Source organism: Pseudomonas sp. M5, assembly GCF_016907075.1.
Taxonomy (GTDB): domain Bacteria; phylum Pseudomonadota; class Gammaproteobacteria; order Pseudomonadales; family Pseudomonadaceae; genus Aquipseudomonas; species Aquipseudomonas putida_E.
On record NZ_JAFBBH010000001.1, the window covers coordinates 4430803 to 4449984 of the forward strand.

The window sequence follows — 19182 nt, forward strand, 5'->3', positions numbered from 1 at the left end:
AGAATAGGAGAATGGCCGCATGATGGGCGGGGATTCTAGCATTTACTCGGGGAATGGTGTAGGCGGTAGCAGGATGGACTGCCAGAAGGGAGAAACGACAAGGGGAGCCTAAGCTCCCCAAGAAGTCGTTGCGTGCTCTTATTGTTTTTATGCCGGGCTTCTTGTTTTTGTTGAGTGCCCTGCCCACAAATCTCAAAGCTTGTGGACGACCCCCAATCCAGGGGTTAAGAGCAAACGGATTGCTTTGGCCGCTGATGTCACGCTGATCATTCGATCCAACCAGTTCAGGCGCTGCTTTTTAGTGCAGTTTTTGTTGTTCTCTGCCTGGTCGTGGGGCAAGCCCCAAACACGCATCCTCTCCAAAAGAATCAGTTAGCTGCGCCTCCGCCGTCTTGTTTTTATTGTGCGTGAGCCGTTTCGTCTTGTTCTTATTCTGAGTTGCAGTGCTTGTTATTGTTCTTGTACTGAACATATAGCAGGTGGCGTGCCAACTTTTGCAAACCCAATGAAATCAATGGCTTGGCGGGTTTTTGAAAAGGCTGGCGGGTGGTAAATGTCGGAATTTCGTTACCGTACGCCTCGGGAACTGTTACGGCGCAAAGATTGGGTAACAGATTTTTGCGGGTACTGATGTGTTACCACGGGTTGCCGCGACCTGTTCAGCGTCCATGCGATCAAGCGCCGCGCGGGCGGCGCTCGATCTGACTGGCGCCACCTTTGCTGCGGCGTGCACCATCGGAGTCGCTCATTCGCTGGTAGCGTTGCTCTTGCGGCGCGGTATGCCCAGGCGCTGACGGCGCTCCCACAGGCACTTGCGGCTGACCCCGAGCTTGCGGGCAAGCTCGGTTTCGGTCATGTGGTCCTGGTGCTCAAGCACGAAATGCTGGAAGTAGTCTTCCAGCGATAGATCCTCGGTCGGCTCATGGCTGGCGTTGCTGGCAGCGCCAGCGGCCATCGCCTTGTCGAGAAGGTCGTCATCGTCCATATCGCTCAGCTCGATATCGATACCCAGCAGTTCGGCCGATATTTCCGCGCTCTCGCTCAGAATCACCGCACGCTCTACGGCGTTCTCCAGTTCGCGCACGTTGCCCGGCCAGCTGTAATGACGAATGGCTTGCTCGGCTTCAGGCGAGAAGTGCAGGTCGTCACGACCGATGCGCGCGCTCTGCCTGGCGAGGAAGGCGCTGGCGATCTCGTTGACGTCACTGCCGCGCTCGCGCAGGGCTGGCAATTTCAGGGCGATCACATGCAGGCGATAGTAAAGGTCTTCACGGAATTGCCCAGCCTTGGCCAGGTTTTTCAGGTCGCGGTGGGTCGCGGCAATCAGGCGCACATCGACTTTTTGCGACTGTACCGAACCCACCCGGCGGATTTCGCCCTCCTGCAGTACGCGCAGCAGACGGGCCTGGGCTTCCAGTGGCAGTTCACCGATCTCATCGAGGAACAGGGTGCCGCCGTCTGCCGCTTCCACCAGGCCGGCACGCCCGGCGCTGGCACCGGTGAACGCACCTTTTTCGTGGCCGAACAGTTCCGACTCGATCAAGGTTTCGGGAATGGCCGCGCAGTTCACCGAGATCATCGGCGCTTTGGCGCGCCGTGACAGGTTGTGCAGGGCACGGGCTACCAGTTCCTTGCCGGTACCGGACTCACCCTGGATGAGCACATTGGAATCGGTGGGCGCCACCTTGCGGATCTTGCTGTACATATCCTGCATGGGGGGGCAGGAGCCAATGATGCCGATCTCGCCGTTGGCAGATGCCGGGGCGCCTTTGTCGGCAGGCGCTGCCTTGCCGTTGCTGCGTGGCTCGGCGGCTGGGGCGGGTGCCGGCGCACTCTGCCGGTCGCGCAGGATGCGCGCCACGGCCTGGAGCATTTCGTCGTGGTCGAAAGGCTTGGCGATGTAGTCCACCGCGCCCATCTTCATCGAGTCCACCGCCGAGCGCAGGCTGGCGTAACTGGTCATGATCAGCACCGGGGTGCCTTGGCCGAGCTTGATCAACTCGGTTCCCGGCGCGCCGGGCAGGCGCAGGTCGCTGACGATCAGGTCGAAGGTGGCAATGCTGAAGCGTTCCTGGGCTTCCTGCACCGAGCCGGCTTCGCTGACCTGGTACTGGTTCCGCTCGAGCAGGCGACGCAAGGCCGAGCGGATGATGGTTTCGTCTTCGACGATCAGAATATGCGGCATTGATTCAATTCTCTCGACGGTCTCGAATTTCAGGGGACGTCGCTACGACATGCCGGGGCAGGGTCACGCGGATCCGTGTGCCACGTTGCCGTTCGATGTCGGCCGGGCTGTCGATGGTGATTTGCCCATAATGCTCTTCCACGATGGAATAGACCAGAGCGAGCCCCAGTCCGGTTCCCTCGCCCGGGTCCTTGGTGGTGAAGAAAGGTTCGAACAGGCGGTCCATGATGTTCTTCGGAATCCCACTGCCTTCGTCCTCGACGATCAGGTCGACGGTGTGCTCGCTGACTTCGGTGCGTACCCGCACGGCGCTGCCGGGCGGCGAAGCATCGCGCGCGTTGGAGAGCAGGTTGATCAGTACCTGGGCCAGGCGCTGGGGGTCCCCCTCGGCCCAGTGGTCGGGGTCGCAGAGGTTGAAGAACTGTACTTCGAAATTGCGCCGGTTCAACGCCAGCAGACCGATGGCATCCTGGGCCACTTCAGCCAGGCACACCGGCTCTTCGCTGTTCTGGTGGCTACCGCCGGCATGGGCAAAGCTCATCAGCGACTGCACGATGCGCGACACCCGTTTGGTCTGTTCGAGTATCTGGCTCGACAATTCGATGATCTCGCCGTCCCCTTCGCGCTCCTCGCGCAGGTTTTGCGCCAGGCAGGCGATGCCGGTGATCGGGTTGCCGATCTCGTGGGCCACGCCCGCAGCCAGGCGGCCGATGCTGGCAAGGCGCTCGGAGTGCACCAGCTTGTCTTCCAGGGCCTGGGTCTCGGTGAGGTCTTCGACCAGCAGCACCAGGCCGCTGTTGCCGGGTGCCAGGGGCTCGTCGATGGCTGCCTTGTGCAGGTTCAGCCAGCGCGGCTGCCCGTCCAGTGCCAGGCGCTGCTTGTGCAAGTGCTCATCAGGCACGTTGATGAAACCTTGCAGCAGGCCGCGCCAGGGTTCATCGATGGTTACCAGGCGCGACCCGACCACGTGTTTGGCGGCGATGCCGGTCAGCTCTTCCATGGCCTTGTTCCACATCAGGATTTCCTGGTCCTTGGCCAGCGAGCAGACGCCCATGGGCAGCTCCTGCAGGGTCTGGCGGTGGTAGCGGCGCAAGGCATCGAGTTCAGCAGCCAGGCCCGTCAGGCGCGAGTGGTAGTCTTCCAGGCGGCTTTCGATGAAGTGGATGTCTTCGGTGACGTAGTTCTCGTTGCCAGACTTGTAAGGCAGGAAGGTTTCGACCATGTCCTGGGCCACGCTCGGGCCCATCAGGCCCGAGAGGTTGGCCTCGATGCGGTCACGCAGGCGGCGCAGGGCATAGGGGCGGCGCTCGTCGAACGGCAGGTAGAGGTCACGCAGGGCTTGTTCGACTTCCTTCTGTGCAGCCTTGGCGCCCAGTGGCTTGGCCAGTTGGGTGGCGAATTCCTGCGGTGAGGCAGCATGCAGCTCGCGGCGCTGGGGGCGGCGCACGTTGTCCACCGCGCATGCTTCAGCGGCGCTGACTTCCTCGCTGCTGGCGTTGGTGAACAGTGAAATCAGCGTGAACAACAATACGTTGGCGGCCAGCGAGGCAATTGCCGCCATGTGCCAGCTGGTGTCGTCGAGCACATAGATCATGTCCAGCAGCGGGATGTAGAAGCCCTGCAGGTTGCCCAGCAGGGGCAGCAGCATGGTCACCATCCATACCAGGGTGCCGGCCAGCAGGCCGGCGATGAAGCCACGGCGGTTGGCGGTCGGCCAGTACAGCACCGACAGCACCCCAGGCAGGAACTGCAAGGTGGCGACGAAGGCGACGATGCCCAGGTTGGCGAGGCTCTGGTGGGTGTTCTGGTTCAGGTAGAACATGAAGCCAGCGGTGATGATGGCGACTATCAGCGCGCGGCGGGTCCATTTCAGCCAGCGGTAGATGTTGCCTTCGGCCGGTGGCTGGTACAACGGCAGCACCAGGTGGTTGAGCGCCATGCCCGACAGCGCCAGGGTGGTGACGATGATCAGGCCGCTGGCGGCAGACAACCCACCGACATAGGCCAGCAGTGCCAGCGCCTTGTTGTTGGCGGCGATGCCAAGGCCCAGTGTGAAGTACTCGGGGTTGGTACTGGCGCCCAGGCGCAGGCCTGCCCACAGCACCAGCGGCACGGCCAGGCTCATCAACAGCAGGAACAGCGGCAGGCCCCAGCTGGCGCTGACCAGTGAGCGCGGGTTGAGGTTTTCGGTGAAGGCCATGTGGTACATGTGCGGCATGACGATGGCCGAGGCGAAGAACACCAGCAGCAGGGTGCGCCATGGGCCCTCCTGCAAGGGGGTGTGCAGCGCTGCCAGGGCTGTCTGGTTCTGCAGCAGCCACACTTCCAGCCCGTGCGGGCCCCCGAACACGCCGTATAGGGCATACAGGCCAATGCCGCCCAGGGCCAGCAGCTTGATCACCGACTCGAAGGCGATGGCGAACACCAGCCCTTCATGCTTTTCGCGCGTGGCGATGTGGCGTGAGCCGAAGAAGATGGTGAACAGGATGATCAGCGCACAGAAGGCAAAGGCCACCCGGGCCTTGACTGGTTCACCGGTGAGAATGCTGATCGAGTCGGCCACTGCCTGAATTTGCAGCGCCAGCAGGGGCAGTACCCCGATCAGCATGAAAATGGTCGTCAGCGCACCGGCCCAGGTGCTGCGAAAGCGAAAGGCCAGCAGGTCGGCCAGTGACGACAATTGGTAGGTGCGGGTGATCTTGAGGATCGGGTAGAGCAGCACCGGTGCCAGCAGGAAGGCGCCGGACACCCCAAGGTAACAGGCGAGGAAGCCGTAGCCATACTGATAGGCCAGGCCCACCGAGCCGTAGAACGCCCATGCGCTGGCGTAGACGCCCAGCGACAGGGTGTAGGTCAGCGGGTGGCGAATGATCGAACGGGGTATCAACCCACGCTCGCTGATCCAGGCCACGCCGAACAGCACCATCAGGTACGCGGCGCTGATCAGGATCATCTGGGTCAGGCTAAAGCTCATCGGCATCTCGTTGGCTCTGCAGGATGAAGGTGACGACGATCAGGATCAGCCAGAGCAGGTAAGGGCGGTACCAGGCACCGGTCGGTTCGATCCACCAGTCCATGATGGCCGGGGAGAACAGGTAGATCCCCACGACCAGAAGCAGGACCAAACGATAGATGTACATGCTGGCCTCGATGGTTGGGCGCTGCGGGCTTGGACTTATTATTGGCGCAAATGGCTGGGGCGATGCTAGCGGGAATCGGTGGTGTTCGCCAAGGGTTTGAAATTATTGGGCTTTTGTTTTTGAGACGTTAGTTGCCTGTAATGGCCCTATCGTCGGTAAGCCCGCCCCCCACAAGTACCCACACCTATAGGTACTGCACTGTACCTGTGCAAGCCGGCTTGCCGGCGATAGGGCCGGTGATGCTTCAGTTCAAATCAGCCTCGGGCACCGTCGTTCGCTGTGCAATGGCCGCTGGCTGCCAGCGCTGGCGCGCCACGGCCAACACTTCAGCCGGCGTTGCCGTCAACAACTGGGGGTCAGCTTCCTGGCCCAATGCCCGCAACGCCCGCAACAGCAACGGCGTCGCCTGGCCAGCCTCAAGGGGCGGCGAACGGTACGACTTGCCCAGCTTGTGCCCATCAGGTTGCACGATCAGCGGAATGTGCAGGTAGCGCGGCTGGGAAAAGCCCAGCAATTCCTGCAGGTACAGTTGGCGCGGCGTGTTGTCGAGCAGGTCGGCCCCGCGCACGATGTCGGTAACACCTTGCCAGGCATCATCCAGCACAACGGCCAACTGGTACGCATACAGCCCGTCGCGGCGCTGAATCACGAAATCGCCCACCTCGCGCCCAAGGTGTTGCTGGAACGCCCCTTGCACCCGATCGGTAAAGCGGTAGAGCAGTTCTGGCACCCGCAGGCGGATGGCCGCGCCTTCACGGGCATGCCCGGCGTTGCGGCAAAACCCTGGATAGATGCCGTTGTAGCCTTCGAGCTGCTTGCGCGAACAGGTGCAGGCATAGGCCAGGCCCATATTGAACAAGCGCTCGACCACTTCTGCATAAGCCGGGTGGCGCTGGCTCTGGAAGACAACCTCGCCGTCCCACTCCAGCCCATAGCGCTCCAGCGTCTGCAGGATTGCATCACGGGCGCCCGGCATTTCCCGGGGCGGGTCGGTGTCTTCCACGCGAAGCAGCCAGCGGCCATTGACCGCACGGGCGTCAAGCCAGGAGGCGAGGGCTGCGACCAGCGAGCCGAAGTGCAGAAAACCGCTGGGGGTGGGGGCGAAGCGTCCGATGTAGCGGGAGTCGTTCATGGGTGGTCGTGCGTATGAAATGAAACGGGGCGCATGATGCGCCCCGTTCGGGTAGGAGAAGGATCAGCCTTTGCCGACTGTTTTTTCCTTTTTCTCCGCGATTTCCTTGCAGTCGAAGCACAGGTCGGCAGTCGGACGGGCTTCCAGACGGCGCAGGCCGATCTCGATACCGCAGGAGTCGCACCAGCCGTACTCGTCGTCCTGAATTTTCTGCAGGGTCTTGTCGATCTTCTTGATCAGCTTGCGCTCGCGATCGCGGTTGCGCAGCTCAAGGGCGAATTCCTCTTCCTGGCTGGCGCGGTCGGCCGGGTCCGGGAAGTTGGCCGCTTCGTCTTTCATGTGATCAACGGTGCGATCCACACTGACCATCAGCTCGCCTTTCCAGGCATTGAGCAGCTTGGTGAAGTGCTTTTTCATGGGCTCGCCCATGTACGCCTCACCCTTGCTTTCGACGTAGGGCTCGACACCGTACATGGTCTGGACTTTTTGCTTTTCTACGGTGGACATGAATAGACCGCCTCTCACTCATCTGATCCAATGCGCAGGATGCTCCATCTCCGGCACCCGCCGGCCCTGCGACTGCGAGCCGCCGAACTTACCAGATAGATCGGGGGTGCGCTAGCCCGCCCGGTCCTAGCTGTTGACAGCGCCGTGAAGCGCACGTTCGGTGCCGCGCAGAGGTAGAATCACCAGTTTAGACCCAATTGAGAGAAGGTCATGGCTCACCCCTACAGTGCGCGCAGCCGCGCCATCGAACCCTTCCACGTCATGGCGTTGCTGGCGCGGGCCAACGAGCTGCAAGCGGCCGGTCATGATGTGATCCACCTGGAGATCGGCGAGCCGGACTTCACCACTGCCGCGCCTATCGTCGAGGCAGGCCAGGCAGCGCTGGCTGCCGGGCATACCCGCTATACCGCCGCGCGTGGCCTGCCGGCACTGCGCGAGGCGATTGCGGGTTTTTACGACCAGCGTTATGGCGTTGCGGTAGACCCTGAACGCATCCTGATCACCCCGGGGGGCTCTGGCGCGCTGCTGTTGGCCAGCAGCCTGCTGGTCGACCCGGGCAAGCACTGGCTGTTGGCAGACCCCGGCTATCCATGCAACCGCCACTTCCTGCGACTGGTCGAGGGTGGTGCGCAACTGGTACCTGTCGGGCCTGAGGTGAACTACCAGCTGACCGCCGACCTGGTGGCCCGTCACTGGAACCAGGACACTGTCGGTGCCCTGGTCGCCTCGCCAGCCAACCCCACCGGTACGGTGCTGGAGCGTGATGAGCTGGCCAGCCTGGCCAAGGCCACCCGCGAACGAAATGGCCACCTGGTGGTGGACGAGATCTACCACGGGCTGACGTACGGCATGGACGCTGCGAGCGTCCTGGAGGTGGATGATTCGGCATTCGTCCTGAATAGTTTTTCCAAGTATTTCGGCATGACCGGGTGGCGGCTTGGCTGGCTGGTTGCGCCGCCTGACGCCGTGGCCGATCTGGAAAAGCTGGCGCAAAATCTGTACATCAGCGCGCCCAGCATGGCCCAGCACGCCGCACTGGCCTGCTTCCAGCCTGAAACCCTGGCAATATTCGAAGCGCGCCGCGCCGAGTTTGCCCGTCGTCGCGACTACCTGTTGCCCGCCCTGCGCGAACTGGGCTTTCGCATTGCCGTGGAGCCGCAGGGCGCGTTCTATCTATATGCCGACATCAGTGCCTTTGGTGGCGATGCCTTTGCCTTCTGTCGGCACTTTCTGGAAACCGAGCATCTGGCGTTCACGCCGGGCCTGGACTTTGGTCGCCACCTGGCCGGCCATCATGTGCGCTTTGCCTACACCCAGAGCCTGCCGCGGCTGGAGGAAGCGGTCCAGCGCATCGCCCGGGGCTTACGGAGCTGGCAAGGCTGATGGTGTTCTTTCCTCCACTCGAGCAGGGGCGGCTGTTGCGCCGCTACAAGCGGTTCCTGGCGGACATCGAACTGGCCAATGGGGAGCAACTGACCATCCATTGCCCCAACACCGGCTCCATGCTCAATTGCATGCGTGAGGGCGGGCAGGTCTGGTTCAGTCGCTCCAACGACCCCAAGCGCAAGCTGCCGGGCACCTGGGAAATCAGTGAAACGCCCCAGGGGCGGCTGGCCTGCGTCAACACGGGGCGGGCCAACGCGCTGGTCGAAGAAGCGCTTCGCGCCGGCGTGATCCGAGAGCTGGCGGGCTTCACTGCACTCAAACGTGAGGTGGCCTACGGTGAAGAAGGCAGCCGTGTGGACTTTCGCCTGGAGTTCGACCACGGGCCGGCCTACGTCGAGGTCAAGAGTGTGACACTGGGGTACCCGGACACGGCAGTGGCTGCTTTCCCGGATGCTGTCACCCAGCGCGGTGCCAAGCACCTGCGCGAACTGGCGACGCTGGCCCGGCAAGGTATACGTGCGGTGCAGTTGTACTGTGTGAACCTGACAGGCATCGAAGCGGTGCGCCCGGCCGACGAGATCGATGCGGCTTATGCCCGGGCACTGCGCACCGCGGTGGCGGATGGAGTAGAGGTGCTGGCCTATGGTGCGCGCCTGGATGCCGGGCACATCGTCATCGACCGTCCGCTACCGGTGCTGCTCAACCCCTGAGCCAGATGCCCTGGCTATCTTCCAGGCAGTCCAGGGCCTGCAGCGCGTCACCTTCGCAGGGGCCTGCCACGCATTCGCCATTCTCAATCAGGAACAGCGCCCCGTGATGGGCGCAGTGGATCAGGCTGGCACTGTCATCGAGAAATGCGTCCGCCTGCCAGTTCAAGGGGATACCCCGGTGCGGGCAGCGGTTGCGATACAGGTGCACACGGCCCTGGCGACGCACGCCGAACAGTTCGGTGCCGTCTACGCTGAAGGCGCGGCTGTGGCCCTCGGCCAGCGCTGCGGAAGTACAAAGGAAGTGCATTTGCGGGAACGACTCGTGAAACAAGTGATGGCTTGACGCGTCAATGCGAATAATTATCAAATTGCCCGCTATCGCTGCGCCCGGTTGTCTATGGTGCGCAGTTCCGCCGTTCGCCACAAGGCGTGTGGCTCGCCTTCAGAAGGAATCCGATGATGCGTCGTCCCACTGTCTTGCTTGCCTTGTGTGCGGCCCTGGTTACTTGCACCCAGGCCCTGGCCGCCGACCTGCCACAGCGCTGGGTCAGTGCTGGCGGCGCATTGAGCGAGTGGATCAGCGCACTGGGCGGCGAACCGCGCCTGGTGGGTGTGGACACCACCAGCCAGCATCCTGAGTCACTCAAGGGCCTGCCAAGTATCGGTTACCAGCGCCAGTTGTCGGCCGAGGGCATTCTCAGCTTGCGCCCGGATGTACTGGTGGGCACAGAAGAGATGGGGCCGCCACCTGTGCTTGCGCAAATCCGCAAAGCCGGCGTTCGGGTGGAGCTGCTCTCCAGCAAGGCTGACCTCGCCGCCGTGGATGCAAACCTCGAGCAGTTGGGTATGTTGCTCGGCGCCGAGCAGAAGGCCGCGCAACTCGTTGCCGATTATCATCAGCAGCTCGAGGTATTGCAGGAGCAGGTCAAGCAGGCTCAGGCCAGCCACAAGGTGCCGGGTGTGCTGTTGCTGGTCGGCCATGCCGGTGCCAAACCGCTGATTGCCGGGCAGGGCACCGCAGGTGACTGGCTGCTGCGTCAGGCAGGTGGGCGAAACCTGGCGGAGCATCAGGGATACAAGAACTTCTCCAATGAGGCGTTGGCGGCGCTGGACCCGGATGTCGTGGTGTTCTCCGACCGCGCCTTGGTCGGCGACCAGGCCCTGCAGGCACTGCTCAAGGAAAACCCGGCCCTGAACGCCTCCCGCGCGGTACGCGACAGGCGCCTGGTGCCACTCGACCCGACCTTGCTGGTTGGCGGCCTGGGCCCGCGCTTGCCGCTGGCCCTGCAAGACCTGGCGGCTGCGCTCTACCCGGCGGCAAAGGTCAGCTTCACGCAATGAAGCCGCGCGTGCAGCCACGTACACTGATTATCTGCCTGAGCCTGCTGTGCCTGTTGGCGGTATGGCTGTCCCTCGCGTTGGGCCCTGTGAGCTTGCCGCTGTTCGATACCTTGCGCGCGGGCCTGCGGTTATCGGGGCTGCGCATCGATGGCGAAGGCCTGCAGCAGGCCGAAATGATCCTGGGCCAGATTCGCCTGCCACGCACACTGCTGGGTTTGGCAGTGGGGGCGGTGCTGGCCCTGTGCGGTGTGGCCATGCAGGGGTTGTTCCGCAATCCGCTGGCCGACCCTGGGCTTGTGGGTGTCTCCGCCGGTGCCGCAATGGGCGCCGCAGTGGCTATCGTTGGCGGTAGTTGGTTTGGCGGCATGCCTGAGGCTTTCGCACCTTACTTATTGTCACTGTGCGCCTTTGCCGGCGGCCTCGGGGTCACCGCGCTGGTCTATCGCCTTGGGCGGCGCGACGGGCAGACCAATGTGGCCACAATGTTGCTGGCCGGTGTAGCCATGACTGCGCTGGGGGGCGCGGCGGTTGGCCTGTTTTCCTACCTGGCCGACGATGCCACCCTGCGCACGCTGACCTTCTGGAACCTGGGCAGTCTCAATGGTGCCAGCTACGACCGGCTGTGGCCGTTGCTGATCGTTGCCGCAGGCGTCGCGCTGTGGTTGCCGCGCCGGGCGCGGGCGCTCAATGCCTTGCTGCTGGGCGAGTCCGAGGCGCGGCACCTGGGGATCGAGGTGGAGCGGCTCAAGCGCGAGTTGGTGTTCTGCACGGCCTTGGGTGTGGGAGCGGCCGTTGCGGCGGCGGGGCTTATCGGCTTCATCGGCCTGGTGGTACCGCACCTGGTGCGCTTGCTGGCCGGGCCTGATCACCGCGTGGTGTTGCCCGCCTCGTTGTTGGCCGGCGGCGTGCTGATGCTGCTCGCCGACCTGGTGGCGCGCTTGGCGCTGGCGCCGGCCGAGTTGCCGATCGGTATTGTCACGGCATTTATCGGTGCGCCGTTTTTCCTGGTTCTGCTGATCAGAGGGCGCAGCTGATGTTGCAAGTCGAGGGCCTGTACCTGCGTCGTGGTGGGAATGAAGTACTGCAAGACCTCCACCTGCAATTGCACCCGGGCCAGGTCATGGGCGTGCTCGGGCCGAATGGTGCAGGCAAGAGCAGCCTGCTGGGCGTGCTGTGTGGCGAGCTGTCGCCCGGCCAAGGAAGCGTGACGCTGCAGGGCCGGCCGTTGGCCGATTGGCCTGGGCAGGCGCGGGCCAGGCGCCTGGCGGTGTTGCCGCAGGTGTCCAGCCTGGGCTTTGCGTTCAGGGTCGAGGAAGTGGTGGGCATGGGGCGAATGCCGCATGACAGCGGCCAGGTGCGTGACGCTGAGATCGTTGAGGCGGCCCTGCGCGCGGCGGATGCCTGGCACCTGCTGGGTCGCAGTTACCTGGCTTTGTCGGGCGGAGAGCGGCAACGGGTGCATCTGGCCCGCGTACTGGCTCAGCTTTGGCCGGGTGAGGAGGGGACTACGCTGCTGCTTGACGAGCCGACCTCGATGCTCGACCCCTTGCACCAGCACACCACCTTGCAAGCCGTGCGCAGTTTTGCCGATCGCGGCGCAGCGGTATTGGTGATCCTGCATGACCTGAACCTGGCGGCGCGCTACTGTGATCGTATCCTGTTGCTCGAAGGCGGCCGTGCCCATGCTCTGGCGTCGCCGCAGGAGGTATTGACGCCCAGGGCGCTCAAGGCCGTGTTCGGCATTGACGTATTGGTGCAGGCCCATCCGGAACGGGGGCATCCGCTGATCATCACCCGCTAGGAGGCGTTGCCGATGCATCATTCCTTACTGTCTGGCGCGTTGCTGGGCTTGTTGCTGGCGTTGGGTGGCTGCCAGGCCAGCTTGCCGCCGTTACCCGCCTGGCAGAGTAGCGAGGGGCGTGACAGCGCAGAACTGGGGCAAATCCACGACCTGGCCAGTGGCAAGGTCATCAGCCCGGAACAGCTGGTCGAGCAACTGGCTGGCGTACCGCGAGTGCTGGTAGGCGAAAAGCATGACAATGCCGACCATCACGCCTTGCAACTTTGGTTGATCCGCGCCATGCAGGCCCGGCGTGCCCAGGGCAGCCTGCTTCTGGAAATGCTGCAACCGCAGCAGCAGTCACGGGTCGATGCGGTTGAAGGCCAGGCCCGGTTGCCGCAGGACCTGCCCAAGGCCCTGGCGTGGCAGGAGGGCTGGGACTGGCAGCTGTACGGGCCGATCGTACGTGAAGCACTGGGTAACCATATTCCCCTTCTGGCCGCCAACCTGTCGCCTGGCGAAATGCGCCAAGCCTACCGGCAGGCGGCGGCGGTGCCGGGGGCGCAGTCCAATGCCCCGTCAGTAAAGGCGGCATTGCTCGAGCAGGTGAGGGCCGGGCACTGTAATTTGCTCCCCGAGAGCCAGTTGCCGGCCATGCTGGCCGTTCAGCAACAACGTGACCGGCGCATTGCCGAGCGGCTGCTGGCAGCGCCGCAGCCGGCCTTGTTGTTCGCCGGTGCATTCCACGCACGCAAGGACCTGGGCGTGCCGCTGCACCTTGCCGACCTGGGGGCCGAGGGGCAGAGCAAAGTGCTGCTGCTGTCCGAGGTCGGTCAGCAGGTCGAGGCGGGGATGGCAGACTTTGTGTGGTATACGGCTGCGATGCCGGAGCAGGACTATTGCGCACGGTTGCGTAGGTAGACGGGGAAGCGCGGGCGCTGACAATGCAGTGACAAGCAAAAAAAGACCCGGCAAAAATGCCGGGTCAATAACCGTGATTAGCCTGATGAGGAGATAATCTGAGAGTCCGAACCAGGGGCTTTCAGCTTATCCAACCAGTCTCGCGACCAGTTGTGATAATCATAACGATTCTCATTATCGAGTCAATCCCCATCTGATGTTTATTTTGCATTTTTTTGCGCAGGGCATTTCGCATCCAGTTGTTGATTGAGCGCTTGCTTGCGTTCGGCCGGCAAATCGTTCCAGTGCATGTCCAGCAGCGCGCCTTCAATGGCGTACAGCAACACCTTCGACGCCCGGAATCCTCGGGTTTTCACGGCCTGGTACGCACCTACCGCGCCGAGTCGACGCAAATCCGATGCACTGTGGATACCGGCCGCATGCAACCACTGCGCGGAGGTCTTTCCAAGATTCTTCAGATGCTGCAATTCATCGTTCATCGAGCCTCCTTGCGATGGCTGAACGGGTATTAGGGGATAAATCGCGAGCAGGTCAGAGAGGAGTGTAGCGGGGGTTGGAAAATGCGCGGCCTTTTGCCATCGGGGGCGACGAGATGCCCTGTTTGCGCTGGGTGCAGGAATGCGGGCCGGCCAATTGCCGGCCCGAATTGCGTTGAATCAAAGACCGGGCAAACGCTGACGGACCTGGTCGATCACCTGGTCCATGCTGCTGGCATCCTGAGTATCAACACGTGTGCTCTGCTGCAGTTCAACGTCATCCAATGGCTCACGGCTGGCCTGCTGTGCCTTGACCACTTCCAGGGTGGCGTCCGACGGGTCGCTATTCTGGGCCAGGCGCTGCGCCAGCCAACTGGCGATGACCGCCTCCGGTGCCTGGCAATCGAGGATCAGCAGTGGCACGCCGGTATCGCTCGCGACCTCGGCTGCGGCCTTGCGGTGTTCGTGCTTGAGGTAAGTGGCATCGAGCACTACCGGGAAGCCTGCGCGCAGGATGGTCGCGGCAAGCTGGTGCAGGCGCTGGTAGGTGGCGGTGCTGGCATCGTTGTCGTAGATGCCGGCTTGCAGTTGGCCTGCTTCGGCTTTCTGCTGTTCACCGAACAGGCGCTTGCGCTCCACATCGGAACGCACGCGCACGGCGCCCAAGGCTTCGACCAGGCGCATGGCGACGTGGCTCTTGCCCACTGCCGAGACGCCGTGGGTGATGGCCAGCAGGCGCGAAGGGATGGCGCTGTAGCTTTCAGCCAGGTTGGCGTAGTTGCGGTAGGTGCGCAGGCTGGTGGCGCGCTGCACGCCATCGGCATTGGCCGGCATGCTGAACAGGGCGATCTTGGCGCGGACCAGGGCGCGGTAGGCCTTGTAGAAGTTCAACACTTCCAGGCCTTCATAGTCGCCGGTCAGCTCCAGGTACTGGCTGACGAAGCGCCGCGCCAGGCATTTGAGGCCGCGGTCTTCCAGGTCCATGGCGAGGAAACCGGTGTCGGCCCAGACGTCGGTCATGCGGAACGGTTCATTGAACTCGATGCAGTCGAAGATCACCACCTTGCCATCGATCACGGTGGCGTTACCCAAATGAATGTCGCCATGGCATTCGCGGGTGAACCCATTGGCCTTGCGCGCCGCGAACAGGCCTTCAAGGCGTTCGAAACTGCTGCGCGCCCAGGCCTGCAGGTTGTCCAGCTGCTGCAGGTCGGCCTTGTCACTGAGGAATGGGCGGATCTGCTCGAAGTTTTGCTCGACCGGGGCCATGACGCTTTCAGGTGAGCCATAGGGCTGCTCGGCGGGCACTTTCGGAGTTTGCAGGTGGAATTCGGCGATCTGCCGGGCCATTTGGTCGATGTGCCCGGCATTGAGTTCACCGTTGGCCTGCAGGGTGTTGAGCATCTGCCCCTGCGGGAACTGGCGCATTTTCAGCGCGTACTCGATCGCCGCACCTTCACCGCCGAGCTGCGGGGCTTCGGCGCTGCCAGTGATCGGCAGCACTTCCAGGTACAGGCCGTCGGTCAGGCGCTGGTTCAGGCGCAACTCTTCGTTACAGAAATGCTGGCGCTGATCAAGCCCGGTGAAGTCGAGGAAGCCGAAATTCATCGGCTTCTTGATCTTGTAGGCGTATTCGCCAGTGAGCAGGACCCAGGAGATATGCGTCTCGATGAGTTGGAACCCGTCCACGGGGTGAGGGTAGAGGGCAGGGTTCTGCAACGCTTTGATCAAGGCTTGGCTCACGGGAAATCCTTCCGGGGGCAGGGAATTCGAAGGCGCCATTATGGTCAATGGTGCCGCCCCTGCATACCGCCAGAGGGCGCCTGCCCAGCCTTTACAAAGTGCGTATAATCCGCCGCCATGACTCGAACCCGAAATTCCCGTACTCCTAAGAAACGCCCGACCGGCCGCTCGCGCGCCTGGCTGGGCTGGGCGTTGAAGCTCAGCCTGGTTGGCCTGGTGATCGTTGCCGGCTTCGCGGTTTACCTCGATGCTGTCGTCCAGGAGAAGTTCTCCGGCAAGCGCTGGACCATCCCTGCCAAGGTGTACGCCCGGCCGCTGGAGCTGTTCGTCGGCCAGAAGCTGAGCAAGAACGACTTCCTCACCGAACTCGATGCTCTCGGCTACCGGCGTGAAAGCGCGGCCAATGGCCCGGGCGCTGCGGCTGTCAACGGTAACACCGTCGACCTCAACACCCGCGGCTTCCAGTTCTACGAGGGTATGGAGCCCGCGCAGTTCGTGCGTGTGCGCTTCTCCGGCGACTACGTTGCCGGGCTGTCCGGCGCCAACAATGGCAAGCTGGATGTGGTGCGCCTCGAGCCGTTGATGATCGGGGGTATCTACCCGAAGAACCTCGAGGACCGCATCCTGATCAAGATCGATCAGGTGCCGCCGTACTTGCTCGAAACCCTGGTGGCAACCGAAGACCGAGACTTCTACAGCCACTTCGGCGTGTCGCCAAAGTCCATCGCACGCGCAATGTGGATCAACACCTCCTCCGGTTCCATGCGCCAAGGTGGCAGTACCCTGACCCAGCAGTTGGTGAAGAACTTCTACCTGACCAGCGAGCGCACCCTCAGCCGCAAGCTGACCGAAGCGATGATGGCCGTACTGCTGGAGATGCACTACGACAAGCGCGAAATTCTCGAGGCCTACCTCAACGAGGTGTTCGTCGGCCAAGATGGCCAGCGCGCCGTGCATGGCTTTGGCCTGGCCAGCCAGTTCTTCTTCAGCCAACCGCTGTCGGAGCTCAAGTTGCACCAGATCGCCCTGTTGGTGGGTATGGTCAAAGGGCCGTCCTACTACAACCCGCGTCGCCACCCCGAGCGGGCTCTGGCGCGGCGTAACCTGGTCCTGGACCTTGTGGCCGAGCAGGGCGTTGCGAGCCAGGAAGCGGTCGATGCGGCGAAGAAGATGCCGCTGGGCGTGACCAAACGAGGCAGCCTGGCCGACAGTTCGTTCCCGGCCTTCCTCGACCTGGTCAAGCGCCAGCTGCGCCAGGACTATCGCGACGAAGACTTGACTGAAGAGGGCCTGCGCATCTTCACCAGTTTCGACCCGATTCTGCAGATGAAGGCCGAAACCTCGATGAATGAGACCTTCAAGCGTCTGTCGGGGCGCAAAGGCGCTGACGAGGTCGAATCGGCGATGGTCGTGACCAACCCGGAAACCGGTGAGGTGCAGGCCCTTATCGGCAGTCGTCAGGCCGGATTCGCCGGCTTCAACCGTGCCATCGATGCCGTGCGGCCGATTGGCTCGCTGGTCAAGCCGGCGGTGTACCTGACCGCGCTGGAGCAGCCGAGCAAGTACACCCTGACCAGCTGGGTGCAGGACGAGGCGTTTTCGGTCAAGGGCGCCAATGGCCAGGTGTGGCGCCCGCAAAACTATGACCGCCGCCCGCATGGCACCATTTACCTGTACCAGGGGCTGGCCAACTCCTACAACCTGTCGACCGCCAAGATCGGCCTGGAAGTGGGTGTGCCCAACGTCATCAAGACCATCGGCCGGCTCGGGGTCAGTGTCGACTGGCCTGCGTTCCCGGCAATGCTGCTGGGGGCCGGTGGCATGTCGCCGATGCAGGTGGCGACCATGTACCAGACCATCGCCAATGGCGGTTTCAATACGCCGATGCGCGGCATCCGCAGTGTGCTCACCGCCGAAGGTGAGCCGCTCAAGCGTTACCCGTTCCAGATCCAGCAGACCTTCGATCCGGGCTCCATCTACCTGGTACAGAACGCGATGCAGCGGGTGATGCGCGAAGGTACCGGCCGCTCCGTGTACAACGTGCTGCCCAGGTCGCTGACCCTGGCGGGCAAGACCGGTACCAGTAACGACTCGCGTGACAGCTGGTTCTCAGGCTTCAGCCAGGACCTGCTGGCGGTGGTGTGGATGGGCCGTGACGATAACGGCAAGACGCCGTTCACCGGGGCTACTGGCGCACTGCAGGTGTGGACCAGCTTCATGAAGAAGGCTGACCCGCTACCGCTGGACATGCCGCAACCGGACAACGTGGTACAGGCCTGGATCGACCCCTACAGTGGGCAGGGTTCCGACGCAAGCTGTCCGGGGGCGGTGCAGATGCCGTATATTCGCGGGAGCGAACCGCCCGCCGGCGCGATCTGTGGCGGCGAGCAGAATCCGGCAGAATCGGTCATGGACTGGGTCAAAGGCTGGATGAATTAAGCCCTGGCAGCATTGATGAGGTGTGAAGTGAAAAAGTGGTGGTTTCCTGCCGTGACGGCACTGGTGGTGCTGCAGGGCTGTTCCAGCGTTCAGCGTGGCAACATCCCGGTTGTGGACTCGAGCACACGGGTGTCCAACAGTGAACGCGTGACGGCCAACCGCTCGGCGGCCGGCATCAGCAATGGCACCTCGCAGGCGCAGACCCTGCCTGAGGACTCCGGCGTGACCGTGATGATTCCGCAAGGTGCCGGTGCCACGGGCATCCAGACGTTCCCGGCAGGCAATGGCGTGGCCCCGATCAGCACCACGCCGATTACCACTGGCCCCGGCACATCTGCACCGATGACGACCAACCCCAACCCGATCGCCGACGAACCGTTCGACATCGCGTCGATGAACAGTGCCCCGGCCGCTGCCAGCGCGCCAACCGGCATTCCGCGCAGCAGTGCGGCATCCGGGGGGCTGTCGGCTGACGAGCAGCTCGATGGCCCGGTGCTGGCATTGTTGACCACCGCCCAGTCGCAACAGGGCAGTGGCGACTTCAACGGTGCGGCCTCGAGCCTGGAGCGCGCCCAGCGCATCGCCCCGCGTGAGCCGCAGGTACTGTTCCGTCTGGCGCAGGTGCGCCTGTCCCAGGGCGATGCGGCGCAGGCCGAGCAATTGGCGCGCCGTGCCCTGACCTATGCCAATGGTCGCCCTGACCTTCAGGCCGAGCTGTGGAACACCATCGCCCAGGCCCGTGAGAAGCAGGGTGACAGCGCCGGCGCCGCGCTGGCCCGGCAAAAAGCGCGGGTCAACTCCTGATGATCGAGCAGCGCATTCTGGACATCGCCGACCACCTGCTGCTCATCGAGCGTGAGTTGATCGTGCAGGGCTGGTGGGCTGACGAGCCGCCAAGCGATGAGGCGCTGGCCAGCACAGTGCCTTTTGCGGTCGATAGCATGAGCTTCGAGCAGTGGCTGCAGTGGATATTCCTGCCGCGCATGAAGATCATCATCGAGCTTGGTCAACCGCTGCCCAACGCCTCGAGCATTCTGGTGATGGCCGAGACGGTGTTCGTCGACCGGCCGGAGCAGAGTCGTGAGTTGCGGCGCCTGCTGGCAGAGTTCGATCAATTGATCGCTGCTTGAGCCTGATTTCTTCTCTTTTTCCTTCAGGGGCCGCAGATTGTGGCCCTTTTTTGTGGAAAAGTTATTTTTCCTGCTGCTGTGTCGGTTTTTAGTGGTGGCAGGAATTCATCTTGAGGAAAAATTGGCAATAATTTTTCTTGACTTGTAGCCGCCAAATCACAAGAATCCAGTTTCCGCTTTAGAGGGACTGCCAGAAGCAGACCCGCTAAGCAGATCATGAGGCGCACACCCGCGCCGACCTGTTACACCCCGCAACGCGTTACCTCGCGCTGGGTGGGATAACCCCGCAACA

17 protein-coding genes are annotated in these 19182 nt (G+C 62.9%); 9 read left to right on the forward strand and 8 right to left on the reverse strand.

Features of this window, described 5'->3' with window-relative positions; all coding sequences use genetic code 11:
* Window positions 1-745 precede the first annotated feature (745 nt).
* The 5 genes from JOE27_RS20155 to dksA all read right to left on the reverse strand — a co-directional run bounded on the left by JOE27_RS20155 (window position 746) and on the right by dksA (window position 6964).
* Window positions 746-2185, reverse strand: coding sequence for a sigma-54 dependent transcriptional regulator (locus JOE27_RS20155; RefSeq protein ID WP_046788166.1), 1440 nt, complete (start codon window positions 2183-2185; stop codon window positions 746-748).
* Between the two features lie 4 nt (window positions 2186-2189).
* Window positions 2190-5165 carry a sensor histidine kinase gene (locus JOE27_RS20160; RefSeq protein WP_012312670.1) on the reverse strand — a complete coding sequence of 992 codons (2976 nt, stop codon included), beginning with the start codon at window positions 5163-5165 and terminating at the stop codon, window positions 2190-2192.
* On the reverse strand, window positions 5149-5325 hold the full coding sequence (locus tag JOE27_RS20165; RefSeq protein WP_003250005.1) for a hypothetical protein: 177 nt from the start codon (window positions 5323-5325) through the stop codon (window positions 5149-5151). Before JOE27_RS20165 ends, JOE27_RS20160 begins: the two co-directional genes overlap by 17 nt.
* A 244-nt stretch (window positions 5326-5569) precedes the next feature.
* Window positions 5570-6457, reverse strand: a complete 888-nt coding sequence (gene gluQRS, locus JOE27_RS20170; RefSeq protein WP_119688257.1) for a tRNA glutamyl-Q(34) synthetase GluQRS — start codon at window positions 6455-6457, stop codon at window positions 5570-5572.
* A 63-nt stretch (window positions 6458-6520) separates the two neighbouring features.
* Window positions 6521-6964, reverse strand: a complete 444-nt coding sequence (gene dksA, locus JOE27_RS20175) for an RNA polymerase-binding protein DksA (protein WP_039604811.1) — start codon at window positions 6962-6964, stop codon at window positions 6521-6523.
* A 210-nt stretch (window positions 6965-7174) separates the two neighbouring features.
* On the opposite strand from dksA, the gene JOE27_RS20180 reads away from it, so the two are divergent.
* Window positions 7175-8347 (forward strand): pyridoxal phosphate-dependent aminotransferase, encoded by a 1173-nt coding sequence (locus JOE27_RS20180; RefSeq protein ID WP_046788168.1) that lies wholly within the window; start codon window positions 7175-7177, stop codon window positions 8345-8347.
* Window positions 8347-9060 (forward strand): DNA/RNA nuclease SfsA, encoded by a 714-nt coding sequence (sfsA, locus tag JOE27_RS20185; protein ID WP_039604039.1) that lies wholly within the window; start codon window positions 8347-8349, stop codon window positions 9058-9060. The genes JOE27_RS20180 and sfsA overlap by 1 nt, the downstream gene beginning before the upstream one ends.
* On the opposite strand, the gene JOE27_RS20190 is transcribed toward sfsA, so the two are convergent.
* Entirely contained in the window at window positions 9050-9367 is a 318-nt protein-coding gene (locus tag JOE27_RS20190; RefSeq protein ID WP_115273551.1) for a Rieske (2Fe-2S) protein, read from the reverse strand. The two genes, sfsA and JOE27_RS20190, sit on opposite strands and share 11 nt — an antisense overlap.
* A gap of 149 nt (window positions 9368-9516) precedes the next feature.
* Here JOE27_RS20190 and JOE27_RS20195 point away from each other — a divergent pair, with 149 nt between their 5' ends.
* From JOE27_RS20195 to JOE27_RS20210, 4 genes are read left to right on the forward strand one after another with little or no spacing between them, the layout of a single operon-like run.
* Window positions 9517-10401 (forward strand): ABC transporter substrate-binding protein, encoded by an 885-nt coding sequence (locus JOE27_RS20195; RefSeq protein WP_125923564.1) that lies wholly within the window; start codon window positions 9517-9519, stop codon window positions 10399-10401.
* Between the two features lie 50 nt (window positions 10402-10451).
* A complete protein-coding gene (locus tag JOE27_RS20200; RefSeq protein ID WP_174142464.1) occupies window positions 10452-11435 on the forward strand; it encodes an iron ABC transporter permease in 984 nt (327 codons plus the stop codon).
* On the forward strand, window positions 11435-12202 hold the full coding sequence (locus JOE27_RS20205) for a heme ABC transporter ATP-binding protein (RefSeq protein ID WP_204919648.1): 768 nt from the start codon (window positions 11435-11437) through the stop codon (window positions 12200-12202). Before JOE27_RS20200 ends, JOE27_RS20205 begins: the two co-directional genes overlap by 1 nt.
* A 12-nt stretch (window positions 12203-12214) precedes the next feature.
* Window positions 12215-13102, forward strand: coding sequence for a ChaN family lipoprotein (locus JOE27_RS20210; protein WP_204919650.1), 888 nt, complete (start codon window positions 12215-12217; stop codon window positions 13100-13102).
* Window positions 13103-13302: 200 nt separating this feature from the next.
* Here the strand turns inward: JOE27_RS20210 and JOE27_RS20215 are convergent, their stop codons facing one another.
* Both JOE27_RS20215 and JOE27_RS20220 read right to left on the reverse strand, forming a co-directional pair.
* Window positions 13303-13581 (reverse strand): TfoX/Sxy family protein, encoded by a 279-nt coding sequence (locus tag JOE27_RS20215; RefSeq protein WP_012312680.1) that lies wholly within the window; start codon window positions 13579-13581, stop codon window positions 13303-13305.
* A gap of 177 nt (window positions 13582-13758) precedes the next feature.
* Window positions 13759-15321, reverse strand: a complete 1563-nt coding sequence (locus JOE27_RS20220; RefSeq protein ID WP_119688260.1) for a bifunctional aminoglycoside phosphotransferase/ATP-binding protein — start codon at window positions 15319-15321, stop codon at window positions 13759-13761.
* A 117-nt stretch (window positions 15322-15438) separates the two neighbouring features.
* Here JOE27_RS20220 and mrcB point away from each other — a divergent pair, with 117 nt between their 5' ends.
* From mrcB to JOE27_RS20235, 3 genes are read left to right on the forward strand one after another with little or no spacing between them, the layout of a single operon-like run.
* Window positions 15439-17760 carry a penicillin-binding protein 1B gene (gene mrcB, locus JOE27_RS20225; protein ID WP_174142444.1) on the forward strand — a complete coding sequence of 774 codons (2322 nt, stop codon included), beginning with the start codon at window positions 15439-15441 and terminating at the stop codon, window positions 17758-17760.
* Between the two features lie 15 nt (window positions 17761-17775).
* Complete coding sequence (locus JOE27_RS20230; protein WP_046788177.1) at window positions 17776-18564, forward strand: tetratricopeptide repeat protein; 789 nt, start codon at window positions 17776-17778, stop codon at window positions 18562-18564.
* Entirely contained in the window at window positions 18564-18890 is a 327-nt protein-coding gene (locus tag JOE27_RS20235; RefSeq protein WP_012312684.1) for a YqcC family protein, read from the forward strand. The genes JOE27_RS20230 and JOE27_RS20235 overlap by 1 nt, the downstream gene beginning before the upstream one ends.
* Window positions 18891-19182: the final 292 nt, after the last annotated feature.

What these genes read in the sequence shown, in the direction of transcription:
- JOE27_RS20230 (WP_046788177.1), top strand. Translation starts at nt 17,776, where the DNA reads ATGAGGTGTGAAGTGAAAAAGTGGTGGTTTCCTGCCGTGACGGCACTG.
- sfsA (WP_039604039.1), top strand. Translation starts at nt 8,347, where the DNA reads ATGGTGTTCTTTCCTCCACTCGAGCAGGGGCGGCTGTTGCGCCGCTAC.
- JOE27_RS20215 (WP_012312680.1), bottom strand. Translation starts at nt 13,581, where the DNA reads ATGAACGATGAATTGCAGCATCTGAAGAATCTTGGAAAGACCTCCGCG.
- JOE27_RS20160 (WP_012312670.1), bottom strand. Translation starts at nt 5,165, where the DNA reads ATGCCGATGAGCTTTAGCCTGACCCAGATGATCCTGATCAGCGCCGCG.
- JOE27_RS20180 (WP_046788168.1), top strand. Translation starts at nt 7,175, where the DNA reads ATGGCTCACCCCTACAGTGCGCGCAGCCGCGCCATCGAACCCTTCCAC.
- JOE27_RS20235 (WP_012312684.1), top strand. Translation starts at nt 18,564, where the DNA reads ATGATCGAGCAGCGCATTCTGGACATCGCCGACCACCTGCTGCTCATC.
- gluQRS (WP_119688257.1), bottom strand. Translation starts at nt 6,457, where the DNA reads ATGAACGACTCCCGCTACATCGGACGCTTCGCCCCCACCCCCAGCGGT.
- JOE27_RS20195 (WP_125923564.1), top strand. Translation starts at nt 9,517, where the DNA reads ATGATGCGTCGTCCCACTGTCTTGCTTGCCTTGTGTGCGGCCCTGGTT.
- JOE27_RS20155 (WP_046788166.1), bottom strand. Translation starts at nt 2,185, where the DNA reads ATGCCGCATATTCTGATCGTCGAAGACGAAACCATCATCCGCTCGGCC.
- JOE27_RS20205 (WP_204919648.1), top strand. Translation starts at nt 11,435, where the DNA reads ATGTTGCAAGTCGAGGGCCTGTACCTGCGTCGTGGTGGGAATGAAGTA.
- JOE27_RS20210 (WP_204919650.1), top strand. Translation starts at nt 12,215, where the DNA reads ATGCATCATTCCTTACTGTCTGGCGCGTTGCTGGGCTTGTTGCTGGCG.
- JOE27_RS20190 (WP_115273551.1), bottom strand. Translation starts at nt 9,367, where the DNA reads ATGCACTTCCTTTGTACTTCCGCAGCGCTGGCCGAGGGCCACAGCCGC.
- dksA (WP_039604811.1), bottom strand. Translation starts at nt 6,964, where the DNA reads ATGTCCACCGTAGAAAAGCAAAAAGTCCAGACCATGTACGGTGTCGAG.
- JOE27_RS20165 (WP_003250005.1), bottom strand. Translation starts at nt 5,325, where the DNA reads ATGTACATCTATCGTTTGGTCCTGCTTCTGGTCGTGGGGATCTACCTG.
- mrcB (WP_174142444.1), top strand. Translation starts at nt 15,439, where the DNA reads ATGACTCGAACCCGAAATTCCCGTACTCCTAAGAAACGCCCGACCGGC.